Origin of the sequence: Paenibacillus naphthalenovorans, assembly GCF_900099895.1 — a bacterium.
GTDB classification, from domain to species: Bacteria; Bacillota; Bacilli; order Paenibacillales; family NBRC-103111; genus Paenibacillus_G; species Paenibacillus_G naphthalenovorans.
Map to the genome: position 1 here is coordinate 20,320 of NZ_FNDY01000018.1, position 12,227 is coordinate 32,546.

Annotated in this window: 10 protein-coding genes; 7 read left to right on the plus strand and 3 right to left on the minus strand. The window is 54.5% G+C overall.

Going from position 1 to position 12,227, the window contains the following annotated elements; genetic code table 11:
* Positions 1 to 54: 54 nt before the first annotated feature.
* The 3 genes from fdhD to BLT35_RS16645 form a co-directional block, all read right to left on the minus strand.
* Positions 55 to 846, minus strand: a complete 792-nt coding sequence (gene fdhD, locus BLT35_RS16635; protein ID WP_062410125.1) for a formate dehydrogenase accessory sulfurtransferase FdhD — start codon at positions 844 to 846, stop codon at positions 55 to 57.
* Positions 843 to 3,194 (minus strand): FdhF/YdeP family oxidoreductase, encoded by a 2,352-nt coding sequence (locus tag BLT35_RS16640; protein WP_062410124.1) that lies wholly within the window; start codon positions 3,192 to 3,194, stop codon positions 843 to 845. Before BLT35_RS16640 ends, fdhD begins: the two co-directional genes overlap by 4 nt.
* Before the next feature lie 181 nt (positions 3,195 to 3,375).
* A complete protein-coding gene (locus BLT35_RS16645) occupies positions 3,376 to 3,738 on the minus strand; it encodes a Na-translocating system protein MpsC family protein (protein WP_062410123.1) in 363 nt (120 codons plus the stop codon).
* 290 nt (positions 3,739 to 4,028) lie between these two features.
* Here BLT35_RS16645 and argC point away from each other — a divergent pair, with 290 nt between their 5' ends.
* The 7 genes from argC to argH all read left to right on the plus strand — a co-directional run bounded on the left by argC (position 4,029) and on the right by argH (position 12,200).
* Complete coding sequence (gene argC / locus BLT35_RS16650; RefSeq protein ID WP_062410122.1) at positions 4,029 to 5,078, plus strand: N-acetyl-gamma-glutamyl-phosphate reductase; 1,050 nt, start codon at positions 4,029 to 4,031, stop codon at positions 5,076 to 5,078.
* 26 nt (positions 5,079 to 5,104) lie between these two features.
* Positions 5,105 to 6,337, plus strand: coding sequence for a bifunctional glutamate N-acetyltransferase/amino-acid acetyltransferase ArgJ (argJ, locus tag BLT35_RS16655; protein ID WP_054817656.1), 1,233 nt, complete (start codon positions 5,105 to 5,107; stop codon positions 6,335 to 6,337).
* Positions 6,338 to 6,425: 88 nt separating this feature from the next.
* Positions 6,426 to 7,217, plus strand: a complete 792-nt coding sequence (gene argB / locus BLT35_RS16660) for an acetylglutamate kinase (protein WP_062410121.1) — start codon at positions 6,426 to 6,428, stop codon at positions 7,215 to 7,217.
* A 33-nt stretch (positions 7,218 to 7,250) separates the two neighbouring features.
* Positions 7,251 to 8,441, plus strand: a complete 1,191-nt coding sequence (argD, locus tag BLT35_RS16665) for an acetylornithine transaminase (protein ID WP_062410120.1) — start codon at positions 7,251 to 7,253, stop codon at positions 8,439 to 8,441.
* Positions 8,442 to 8,482: 41 nt separating this feature from the next.
* Positions 8,483 to 9,439: an ornithine carbamoyltransferase gene (argF, locus tag BLT35_RS16670; RefSeq protein WP_062410119.1), complete on the plus strand. Its 957-nt coding sequence runs from the start codon at positions 8,483 to 8,485 to the stop codon at positions 9,437 to 9,439.
* 25 nt (positions 9,440 to 9,464) lie between these two features.
* Entirely contained in the window at positions 9,465 to 10,706 is a 1,242-nt protein-coding gene (locus BLT35_RS16675; protein ID WP_062410118.1) for an argininosuccinate synthase, read from the plus strand.
* Positions 10,707 to 10,784: 78 nt separating this feature from the next.
* The gene (gene argH / locus BLT35_RS16680; protein ID WP_062410117.1) at positions 10,785 to 12,200 is read left to right on the plus strand and encodes an argininosuccinate lyase; all 1,416 of its coding nucleotides are present in this window, start codon (positions 10,785 to 10,787) and stop codon (positions 12,198 to 12,200) included.
* Positions 12,201 to 12,227 lie beyond the last annotated feature (27 nt).

Consider the following 12,227-nt stretch of genomic DNA (forward strand, 5'->3'; position numbering starts at 1 on the left):
AATGTTCAAAACTGAATACCTCGCTCATCAACGAATAGGCCGTTAGCGGTTTTCTTATTCCAAACGCTCCGGATGCGAATATACATTAAATGTATTCCCTCTTATAAACCCTATAACGGTAATGCCCAGGTCGTCGGCAAGCTCCAGCGCCAGATCGGTGGGCGCCGATTTGGAAAGCAGAATGCCAACGCCCATCTTGGCTGTCTTGAGCAGCACTTCCGAGCTTACCCGGCCGCTGAAGGCGACGGCGGTATCCTTCATGGACACACGCTCCCTCAGGCAGTGCCCGTACACCTTGTCAAGCGCATTGTGGCGGCCGATATCGGTCCGGGTAACGAGCAGCTTCTCTCTGGAGCAGAGCGCCGCATTGTGCACCCCGCCCGTTTGACGGAAAACATCGGAGCCTTCTTGCAATTGGCGAATCAGCTTGAGGCATTCGTCGGGTGTAATGCGCGAACGGGTCATCACCGTTTTGGCCGTCCGCACATCACTGCGCAGGTAGAACTGGCGGCTTTTGCCGCAGCACGATCCGATCACGCGCTTGGAATGATCCATCACTTTCCCGCGCTCGGGATACAGCAGTGTAACATCGGCGAATCCCCGGCTCGTATTGAGCTGCAGGCGGGTAACCTCGTTCGCTTCCCGGATCACTCCTTCGGAGGCTAAAAATCCGAAAACCATGTCCTCTATATCCGAAGGGGTGCATACGATGGTGGCGAATTCTTCGCCATCCAACCGGATGGTTAACGGCGTTTCCTTGGCAATAGGATCTTCCTGCTCGCTAAGCAGCTGCCCGTCATAACGCCATACCGTTCGGGTCGAAACCGAGACATCCACGGCGGTCATTCGCTTACCAGCTCCAATTCGTCGATTCTGCGTTCCACATATTTTGTATCTTTATGGGCATGGTACGTTTCAGCCTTTTCCACGATAACAGTGGTGTTGTATTCCGGAATCCCCGCGTGCGGTTCATAGACTCCTTTGGGAATGATGACATTTCCTTCCGGCCAATGAACCTCGATATTGCCGGATTTGACCTCAGCCCATTTGGCCCGGCCATGGAATACGCCATATTTATTATAAACGACAATGGCGTCGCCCTCTTGCAGCTGCTGTGCTTTGCCGTCCTCCGCATTCATCAGGACGTCGTAACGGTCCGCCCCGTTGAACGGGTCGGTTTCACTGTACACCATAGAGTTGAACTGCTTGCCTCGTCTGGTCGTAGCAAAATAATGGCCTTCCGGCTTGCGCAGCTCAGGAAGCTCAATAGGGATCAGATTCCCCCGTCCGTCCGGCGTAGGGCAGATTCCGTCTTCACAAAGCCATGCTCCACCCCATTGGAACACGTCACCACGTTTGCTCAGGTGCTGAATGCCGTCGTAATTTGGCGCAGCCTTTGCAATTTCCGCACGGACGGCAGCAGCGTCTTTAAACTGGATCAAATGCGCCTGCTCAGGCTTTACACGCGAAGCCAAGTCGACATAAATCTCCCATTCCGAACGGGCTTCCGGCATACGGGGCCCGTCAATTTCAGGCGAAAAGTACACCATGCGTTCAGTTGACGTGGACGTTCCGCCGCCCGGCTGCTCATAGCGGGTCATAGCAGGCAGGACGATGACCGTTTCTTTGGCATCCACCAGTGTAGACGTGTTCAGCATAATATCTTGGTGTACCCGCAGCTCTACGTTTTGCAAACAGCGTTCCACGAAGTCAGGGTCAGGCATCGTCTCCAGGAAGTTGCCGCCGGAAGTGTAGAATGTTTTCAGCTTCCGTTCGTGATCATCGGGGAGCAGCGCGTTCTCGAGCGTGACTCCAACGATGTCCCCCTGCCACTCGGGCAGCTTAAAGCCCCATACCTTTTCGATTCTTGCAATGTCGGCGCCTTTAAACTCTCCGCCGGGCAAGCTGAACGGGTCTGCTCCCATCTCGCCGGAGCCCTGTACGCCGCTGTGTCCGCGGATGGGCATGAGTCCGCAGTGTTCGCGGCCGAGGAACCCCCTAAGCAGCGCGAGATTAGCCACTTGCGAGATGTTGTCCGTACCGAAGCGGTGCTGAGTCAGCCCCATGCTCCAGACGAAGACAGCCGACTTCGCTTGAGCGAGCAATACGGCGAATTCACGCATTCTTTCGCGCGAGAGTCCGGACGATTGTTCGAGCAGCGCCCAATCCTGTTTCATGACATGGGCACGCAGCTCTTCATAGCCGTTCGTGTGCTCACGGACGAAATCCAGGTTTACGGCCGATCCGGGAGCAGCTTCTTCCATTTCGAACCAATGCTTCATTACGCCGTTCATGAAGGCAATGTCCCCGCCGATGTTCACCTGATAGAAATCGTCCGTAATTTTCGTACCGAATAGCGCGGATTCGGCAACAGACGGAATCCAATATTGATCCATAGAAGGCTCATGGTAAGGGTTGATCGCAATGATCTTGGTCCCTTTCCGTTTGGCGGCATACATATACTTGGTGGATACCGGCTGGTTGTTTGCGGCTACGCTGCCCCAGAACACCAGCACATCCGTACCGATCCAATCTTTGTAGTTGCAGCTGGACGCCCCGATACCGACCGAACGCTTCAGAGCGGTTTTGGACGGCGAGTGGCAGATCCGGGAGGCGTTGTCGATATGATTCGTCCCTAAGAACCGGGCCACTTTCGCAGCGACATAATAGGATTCATTGGTAATTCCGCGGGCCGTCAAGTAAAAAGCCAGCTGCTTGGGATCGATGCTGCGGATTTTGCCGGCAATCGTGTCGAGTGCTTCATCCCATGACAAACGGCTGAAACGGCTCTCCCCGGAGCGGCGGATTAAAGGATAGGGAATACGGCCCAATTTACGAAGTTCCGTGCTGTTCAGCTTACGGAGCTCTTCGATATCCGAATGCAGAATTTTTTCGGGAATGGCCGGCATGGTGTTGAGCCGGAGCACGTTCAAACGCGTCGTACACAAATGAGGTCCTTCCAGCGTCTGATCTCTCAAACCGGACACTCCCAGCGCGCAGCCGTCGCAAACGCCCTGAGTCAGAATACGGTAAGCGTATGGAAGCTGGTCGCGATTATCCCAAACGACTTTTAATGTGTCACGAATATGCCGGGGTTTGATCCGATTGAGACCGAACGGCATTTTGCTGACCCACAGCTTCGGGTCCGGACGACTGGGGAGGCTGATGCGCCCTGAATGTTTTGTTTTACCCATGAATAATGACCACCTTGTATAATTTTATTTTTGGGAAATTTGATGGAATGAAAAAAGCCGCAAAGATTCGGTTTCCTCAAGTCCGTTAGTCGGAATAAAGGATTGAATCTGTTGCGGCGGTTAGTCTTGAGCAGGTTCGCTGCCAAGTGCCAACGGCACATGTATTTTAGTGTGCATATTCTTATGAGGAGCTAAATTTCTTTTGAATATCCTGATCGAATACAAAAATGCTCATGCCTACATCTTTATCCAAATCAATATCCAGAAACAAATCGAGGAACTGTGCCCCAAGAAGCTCTTCCATTTCGACAGGACGGTTGGTCCGGTACATTTCCTTGATCATTTCGGTCCGGGCTGTACGAAGCGCATGCTTGCCGTCGCTTGCGGAAGCAATAAATTTCTCTACGGGGGACAGATGCCCTTCCATTTCGCAGATCGCCCAGTTTTTGCAGAAAGTGGTGCGAATCTCACGAGGTCCCTTTCCTATATGGCGTTTACGAAACGCCCTCACCAAATTACTGAATTCGGCTTCTGTTTTATTCATTCCGAACAGCTCCGTTTTGTGGCAACGTTTTCTCCAAATCTATTTTAGCATGCACGGATAGCTGTTTCAAGATAAAAAAGGCCATTTCGACTCAAACGGAGACGTTGCTCTTGATTGAGCCGCCTGGGTGGGTTACGATGAGAAGGGGGGAATAACGTCAGTTGCCCGAATGGCTGGATTTGGTGCGGAAATCATCATGAACAGGCCATATATATAAGAGGAAACACATTGAATTATTATACTTTCGAATGTATAATAATACATAGTTTTTATGTGGAGGGAACGGAACCATGTCTACGAAATTAAGAGCGGCCATCGTCGGTTCGACGGGCTACGGGGGGGTAGAGCTCATCCGGCTTTTGCTGGCGCATCCGCATGTGGCCATCACTTCAGTGATCTCGTCTTCCAACGCCGGGGCGTCGATCGCGGACGGATATCCGCATTTGAATCAAATCCTGACCGATAAGCTGGATGCCGTGGATGTCGATTTGATCCGTGAGAAGGCGGATGTTGTCTTTCTGGCGACGCCGCATGGCGTAAGTACGGAGCTGTCGCCGAAGCTTGTCGATGCGGGGTTGAAAGTGATCGATATCTCCGGTGATTTTCGTCTGAAATCCGGCAGGGATTACGAAGCCTGGTACAAACACAAGGCTGCGGATCCCGCTTATATCGCAAGGGCGGTTTACGGATTGGCCGAGGTCTTCGCCGATGAGATACGGGGGGCTGAGTTTATTTCGAACCCTGGCTGTTACCCGACCGCCACGCTGCTGGGGCTGGCGCCGATTGCAGCGAGCGGTTGGATGGATCCGAAATCCGTCATTGCGGACGCGAAATCGGGCGTGTCGGGAGCGGGCCGCGGGCTCAGTCTGACGGTTCATTATTCGGAAATTAATGAGAATTTCCTCGCCTACAAAGTAAATAAGCATCAGCATACGCCGGAGATTGAGCAGACGCTGAGCCGTCTGGCCGGTGAAGAGATCGTCATGACATTTACGACTCACCTTGTTCCGATGACAAGGGGAATCCTGTCGACCATTTATGTAAACCTGAAAGAACGCCGCAGCGAGGACGAGATATTCGATCTTTACCGCAAATACTACGAGGGACGCAGATTCGTCCGTATTCGTGACAAAGGCAAGTATCCGGCCACGAAAGAAGTATGGGGCTCCAATTATTGCGATATCGGCTTGTCCCTTGATCCGCGGACGGGTCGTTTGACGATTATATCCGTTATAGATAATGTTGTAAAGGGCGCGGCCGGGCAGGCGGTCCAAAACTTGAATTTGATGATGGGCTGGGATGAAGCGACGGGTCTTGCATTCACCCCGGTGTATCCATAACGCGCTAAGGAACGGTGAGGAGAAGGATGGCTATGTTAGGCAAGGATTCGTTCGTGATCTTATCGGAAGGGTCCGTAACGACACCGAAAGGATTTCGGGCAGGCGGACTGCACTGCGGTCTGAAAAAGACGGAGCGCCACGATCTTGGCGCCATCGTGTGCGAGGTGCCGGCGCAGGCTGCAGGCGTGTATACGCTGAACCAATTTCAGGCGGCGCCGCTGCGCGTGACTCAAGAGAGCATTGCGCAAGGAGGTACCCTGCAGGTGATGCTCGTGAACAGCGGGAACGCGAACGCATGCACCGGTCAGCAGGGAGAAGACGATGCCCGTGCCATGCGAACGGCGGGCGCCAAGGCGTTCGGCGTCGCCGAGCATCTGGTCGGCGTCACGTCTACAGGCGTGATCGGCGAGCTGCTGCCGATGCCCAAGGTGCTAAGTGGGATCGAGAGGCTGCCGGGCGAGGTGAAGGCTGACGGCGGGGACGATTTCTGCCAGGCGATTCTTACGACGGATCTGGTGAAAAAGGAGATTTGTGTCAGCCTGACCGTGGACGGCCGTACGGTCCATATCGCCGGCGCGGCGAAGGGCTCGGGCATGATTCATCCGAATATGGCAACGATGCTCGGGTTCATGACGACGGATGCGAACATCGATAGCGCACACCTGCAAAAGCTGCTGAACGAGGTTACGGATTCCACTTTCAATATGATTACAGTGGACGGCGATACGAGCACGAACGATATGGTCGTTGTCATGGCAAGCGGCCTTGCGGGCGGAGAGAGCCTGACACCGGAGCATAAAGACTGGCCGGCGTTTGCGGCAGCCTTCCACTATGTCGGTGAATATTTGGCCAAAGCGATCGCTCGCGACGGCGAAGGCGCGACCAAGCTGATCGAGGTAACGGTGAGCGGCGCGGCATCCCGGGAAGCGGCGCGCGCCATCGTCAAAACCGTGATCGGCTCGAGTTTGGTGAAATCCGCCTGCTTCGGCGCCGATGCGAACTGGGGACGCATTATTGCGGCCGTCGGCCGTGCGGGGCATCCGGTGCAAACGGAGACGGTAGACATCCGCCTTGGCGACATTGTCGTGCTGACGCAGTCGCGTCCGGTGAAATTCGATGAGGAACGGGCGGCCGAATATCTGAAGGGCGAGTTCGTGCAAATCCATGTGAATCTGAACATGGGTAACCATACCGCCACCGGCTGGGGCTGCGATTTGACGTATGATTATGTAAGGATCAACGCAGCTTATAGGACATAGTGCGTACATATACAAATAAAAGAGTATTTTTGCGGCCTGGACTGGAACGGGAAAGGGCACGGCCGATCAAAAAGGGGAAACGGTTCGGATGAGCAATTGTTTTGTAATGAAATGCGGAGGCAGTACGCTGGCGGCGCTGCCGGATGTTTTTTTTGAGGATTTGAAAAGGCTGCAGGAGGAAGGCCTGATTCCGGTCATCGTCCATGGCGGAGGTCCGGCCATATCGGACACGCTGGGAAAGCTCGGCATTGAGACCGAGTTCGTGAACGGCCTGCGCCGGACGAACGAGGCCGTGCTGGATGTAGTCGAAATGGTGCTTGCGGGACAAATTAACAAAGAGATTGTCCGCAAAATCCAGCGCTCCGGAGCCAAAGCGCTCGGCCTCTCCGGAGTCGACGGCCACCTGATTCAAGCGGCGCCAGTGGCCAACGCTGATGAGGTCGGGCTTGTCGGCGATGTAACGCATGTGAACGCTGAGCTCGTACAGGGTATCGTGGACATGGGTTATATACCTGTCATCGCGCCTGTAGGTATTGGAACCGACGGCGGCCAGCGCTACAATATCAATGCGGACACGGCGGCAGGGGCGGTAGCGTCTCATATCGGCGTGGAGCGGATGATCGTGGTAACGGACGTTCCGGGAATTATGAAGACCGTAGACGGAGAGAAAAGGGTGCTGCCCTCCGTGACGGTGCAGGAAATCGATGAAATGATCGCAAGCGGCGAAATTTACGGCGGAATGATCCCGAAAGTGCGCGCGGCGGTGCAATGTATTCAAGGAAAGGTGCGCGAGGTTGTGATCGTCAACGGAGCTGAGCCGCAAGTGCTGAGCAAAGCGCTCAAGGGCGGCGGCATCGGAACGCGCATCGTCAGGCAATAAAGAACCTTTTTGAAGGATGAAGGAGTGAACGACATGGGAGAGTCTCAAAGCGCATTGTTTCCGAACTACGGACGTTACCCGCTCACATTTGTGAAGGGGGAAGGCAGCAGGCTGTGGGATGAGAACGGCAAAGAATATTTGGACCTGATGTGCGGGCTGGCGGTGACCAACCTGGGCCATGCTCCGAAGCAGGTGAAGGAACGCCTGAAAAATCAAGTCGATACGCTCTGGCATACGAGCAACCTGTTTCACATCCCGGATCAGCAGAAGCTGGCGGAGCTGCTGGTCGCTAACAGCTGTGCGGATGCGGCGTTTTTCTGCAACAGCGGAGCGGAGGCGAACGAGGCGGCGATCAAGCTGGCGCGGCGTTACTTCCAGAAGGTCATCGGTAAGCCGGAACGTTTCGAGATCATCACCTTCCACATGTCGTTCCATGGACGGACGCTGGCTACGCTGACGGCGACTGGTCAAGACAAAGTGAAGGAAGGCTTCGCTCCGCTTCCGGAAGGCTTCGTGTATGCGCCTTTTAACGATGCGGAAGCTTTGGAAAAGCTGATCGGCGACAGGACATGTGCGATTATGCTGGAAATGGTGCAGGGGGAAGGCGGCGTGAATCCGGCGGATCCGGCATTCGTCAAACGGGTCGCGGAGCTGTGCGAGCAGCACGGATTGCTGCTGATCGTTGACGAAATTCAGACCGGTATGGGCCGTACAGGCAAGCTGTTCGCCTATGAGCATTACGGCATCGAGCCCGATGTGTTCACACTGGCCAAAGGCCTTGGCAGCGGCATGCCGATCGGCGCGATGCTCGGTAAAGAGAAGCTGCGCGAAGCGTTTTCCGCGGGGAGCCACGGCTCCACGTTCGGTGGCAATTATTTGTCCACTGCGGCAGGGGTTGCTACGGTGGAGACGATACTCGAGGAGAAGCTGCCGGAGCGGGCGGCGGAGCTTGGCCAATACGTTATCGGCGAGCTGGAGCAAAAGCTGGCGGGCAATCCGCTTGTACAGCAGATTCGCGGATTGGGACTGCTGATCGGTATCGGGCTTAACCGGCCGGCGGCGGAGCTGATTAGCGAGCTGCATGCGGAGGGCATACTCGTCGTATCGGCAGGACCGAACGTGATCAGGTTGGCTCCAAGCCTCTTGATCTCAAAAGAAGATCTGGATCGCGGCATCCAGGCGATCTGCGGCATTTTAGCGAAAAAGGCCGGGGCTGCGGTTTAATATCAGCTGGTATCACGGATAAACAGAAAGGGGATGTATCCATGCCGGGAGCAACTGAACAGGATATGGCGGTTCAGCTTAAAGGACGCGATTTCATCGGGTTGGTGGATTATGCGCCAGAGGAGATTGAATATTTAATCCATTTGGCGATTGAATTGAAAAAGAAGCAAAAAGCAGGAGAGGTGTACCAGCCGCTCAAAGGAAAGACGCTCGGGATGATTTTCGAGAAGTCTTCCACTCGGACCCGGGTTTCTTTTGAAGTCGGGATGTATCAGCTGGGCGGTCACGCCCTGTTCCTCAGCAAGAACGATCTGCAGATCGGCCGCGGGGAGACGATTCACGATACGGCGCAGACGATGTCTCGGTATCTCGACGGCATTATGATACGTACGTACGCCCACCGCACGGTGATCGAGCTGGCCCGGGGGGCTACCGTCCCTGTGATTAACGGCTTGACGGATCTGTCGCATCCTTGCCAGGCCCTGGCGGATTACCAGACGATCTTTGAGAAAAAAGGCCGTTTGCAAGGGCTCAAAGTAGCTTATATCGGCGACGGTAATAATATGGTACACTCTCTGTTAATGGGTGCGGCTAAGCTCGGCGTGAATTTTGCGGTGGCGACGCCGGAAGGTTATGAGCCGGACAAGGAAGTGCTTGAGATGTCCCGTGATATGGCCTCAAAGATGGGCGCCAGCATCTACGTAGGCACAGATCCCAAGGAAGCGATTGCGGATGCCGATGTCGTATATACGGATGTTTGGGCGAGCATGGGCTTCGAGGCGGAGCAGAAGGAGCGGGAGATCGCGTTCAAGCATTATCAAGTGAACGATGAGCTCGTGAAATACGCGAAAAAGGATTATCTGTTCATGCACTGCCTGCCGGCGCATCGCGGGGAAGAAGTTTCCGAGAGTGTCATTGACGGGCCGAATTCGGTCATTTTCGATCAGGCAGAAAACCGTCTGCACGCGCAAAAAGCGGTCATGGCTGCAATTATGTAGAATTAGCTTAAGGGAGCGGAAACGAATGGCAAAGCAAAAAATTGTTTTGGCGTATTCAGGCGGTTTGGATACGTCGATCATTTTGAAATGGTTGAAGGAAACGTACGATGCGGAAATTATCGCTTTTACAGCCGATATCGGGCAGAAGGAAGAGCTTGACGGGCTGGAGGAAAAAGCGCTGAACACAGGCGCCTCCAAGGTGTACATCGATGACCTGCGCGAAGAATTTGCCCGCGACTTTATTTATCCCATGTTTCAGGCGGGTGCGCTGTATGAAGGTCAATACCTGCTCGGCACAAGCATTGCGCGTCCATTGATCGCGAAGCGGATGGTTGAGATCGCCCGTGCGGAAGGCGCTACAGCGATTGCGCACGGCGCTACAGGCAAAGGGAACGACCAGGTTCGTTTCGAGCTGGCGGCTGCTGCATTGACTCCGGACATCGAAGTCATTGCGCCTTGGCGCTTGGAGCAGTTCCGCGAGCAGTTCCCGGGACGCGCAGAAATGATTGCTTATGCGGAAAAGCACGGCATTCCGGTTACGGCATCGGCTTCCAAACCCTATTCGATGGACCGCAATCTGCTTCATATCAGCTATGAGAGCGGCGTATTGGAGGATCCGTGGTTTGATGCCAGCGCACCTTCGAATAAAGACATGTACCTGCTCAGCGTGGATCCGGAGGATGCTCCGGACCAAGCCGAGTATGTCGAGCTGGAATTCGAACAGGGCAACTGTGTAGCCGTAAACGGCGAACGGATGATTCCTCTTCATGTGATGGAAAAGCTTAACGAGCTTGGGGGCAAGCATGGCATAGGCCGCGTGGATATGGTGGAAAACCGCTTTGTCGGCATGAAGAGCCGCGGCGTGTATGAAACACCGGGCGGTGCAATCTTGTTTACCGCGCACCGCAAAATGGAGTCGCTCACGATGGACCGCGAAGTCATGCATTTGCGTGACTCGCTGATTTCGCGTTACGCATCGCTCGTGTACAACGGCTTCTGGTTCGCGCCGGAGCGTCTGGCTTTGCAGGCGCTCGTGACCGAAAGCCAGAAGAACGTAAGCGGTACGGTTCGTCTCAAGCTGTACAAGGGCAATGTCATTGCTGCCGGCGTGAAGAGTCCGGTGAGCTTGTACAATCCGAACATTGCGACGATGGAAGCCGATCCGACGCAGGCTTACAATCAAGGCGACGCTACCGGCTTTATCCGCCTGAATGCGCTGCGCTTGCGCGTCGCTTCCGGCGTAGAGCAGCAGAAAGCAGGAAAATAAATTGCAATGCGGTTAAGAGCTTAGGGTTTTCCGCCTTTGGAAAGCCCTAAGCCTATATATATGAGGAGGGGCAATGTTGTGTCTAAGCTTTGGGGTGGACGTTTTACGAAAAAAACAGATCAACTGGTGGAAGAATATACGGCTTCAATCCTGTTCGATAAGGAACTCGCTGAGGAGGACATTCAAGGCAGCCTTGCGCACGTGACGATGCTGGGTAAATGCGGGATTCTTCCGGAGGAGGACGTAGACAAAATCAAAGACGGTCTGCTGAAGGTACAGGGCATGATTCGCCGCGGTGAACTGGAGTTCTCGATCAGCGATGAGGATATCCATATGAACATTGAGAAGGCATTGATCGATGAGGTCGGTTCCGTCGGCGGTAAGCTTCATACCGGGCGCAGCCGGAATGACCAGGTAGCGACGGATATGCACCTGTGGCTGCGCAAGCGCGTCGTCGAATTTGTCGGGCTTTTGAACAAAGTGCAGGAGGCGCTTATCGAGCAGGCCAAACAAAACCTGGATACGATTGTGCCGGGCTACACACATTTGCAGCGGGCGCAGCCGATCTTGTTCGCTCATCATCTGATGGCGTATGTTTCGATGTTCCAGCGGGATATCGAGCGTCTGCAGGAAAGTTACAAGCGCGTCAACATGCTGCCGCTTGGGGCCGGGGCTCTGGCCGGGACGACATTCCCGATCGACCGCCATTTTGTTGCGCAAAAGCTCGGTTTCGACGGGGTATACGAAAATTCGCTTGATGCGGTTAGCGATCGTGACTTTATTCTTGAGTTTTTGTCGAACGCTTCGATGATTATGATGCATTTGTCGCGGCTGAGCGAGGAATTCGTGCTGTGGTCCAGTACCGAGTTCCGTTTCATCGAGCTGGACGACGCTTTCTGTACCGGAAGCAGCATTATGCCGCAGAAGAAAAATCCGGACGTGGCCGAGCTTGTGCGCGGCAAAACGGGCCGTGTGTACGGCAATCTGTTTGGTCTCCTGACGGTACTCAAGTCGCTCCCGCTGGCCTACAACAAGGACATGCAGGAAGACAAGGAGGGCATGTTCGACACGGTTCGCACCCTGCAGGGCGCTTTGCAGCTGTACGCTCCGATGATTGCCACGATGAAGGTGAACAAGGATCGGATGCGGCAAGCGGTGAACCAGGACTTCTCCAATGCGACCGATATCGCCGATTATTTGGTGAACAAGGGCATGCCGTTCCGTCAAGCGCATGAAGTGATCGGCAAAACGGTGCTCTATTGCATTCAAAATCAAAAGTACCTGCTTGACCTGAAGCTGGAGGAGTTTCATCAATTCTCCAAGCTGTTCGATCAGGATATTTACACCGTACTGCAGCCGGAGAGCGTCGTGAACGCGCGGAACGTATACGGCGGAACGGCGGAGGCTCAGGTGGCCGGGGCGATCGAGCGTGCGGAAGCCGCTCTGGCCGGATCGAACGCATGGTTTGAAGAGTATTACGAGAAAAGCAGATAATAGCGGAAATCGTTTAACAGGGGCGCT

Excerpts from the sequence above, each read along its gene's own strand:
- fdhD (WP_062410125.1), bottom strand. The coding sequence starts at position 846 with ATGACCGCCGTGGATGTCTCGGTTTCGACCCGAACGGTATGGCGTTAT.
- argB (WP_062410121.1), top strand. The coding sequence starts at position 6,426 with ATGAGCAATTGTTTTGTAATGAAATGCGGAGGCAGTACGCTGGCGGCG.
- BLT35_RS16645 (WP_062410123.1), bottom strand. The coding sequence starts at position 3,738 with ATGAATAAAACAGAAGCCGAATTCAGTAATTTGGTGAGGGCGTTTCGT.
- BLT35_RS16675 (WP_062410118.1), top strand. The coding sequence starts at position 9,465 with ATGGCAAAGCAAAAAATTGTTTTGGCGTATTCAGGCGGTTTGGATACG.
- argJ (WP_054817656.1), top strand. The coding sequence starts at position 5,105 with ATGGCTATGTTAGGCAAGGATTCGTTCGTGATCTTATCGGAAGGGTCC.
- BLT35_RS16640 (WP_062410124.1), bottom strand. The coding sequence starts at position 3,194 with ATGGGTAAAACAAAACATTCAGGGCGCATCAGCCTCCCCAGTCGTCCG.
- argD (WP_062410120.1), top strand. The coding sequence starts at position 7,251 with ATGGGAGAGTCTCAAAGCGCATTGTTTCCGAACTACGGACGTTACCCG.
- argC (WP_062410122.1), top strand. The coding sequence starts at position 4,029 with ATGTCTACGAAATTAAGAGCGGCCATCGTCGGTTCGACGGGCTACGGG.
- argF (WP_062410119.1), top strand. The coding sequence starts at position 8,483 with ATGCCGGGAGCAACTGAACAGGATATGGCGGTTCAGCTTAAAGGACGC.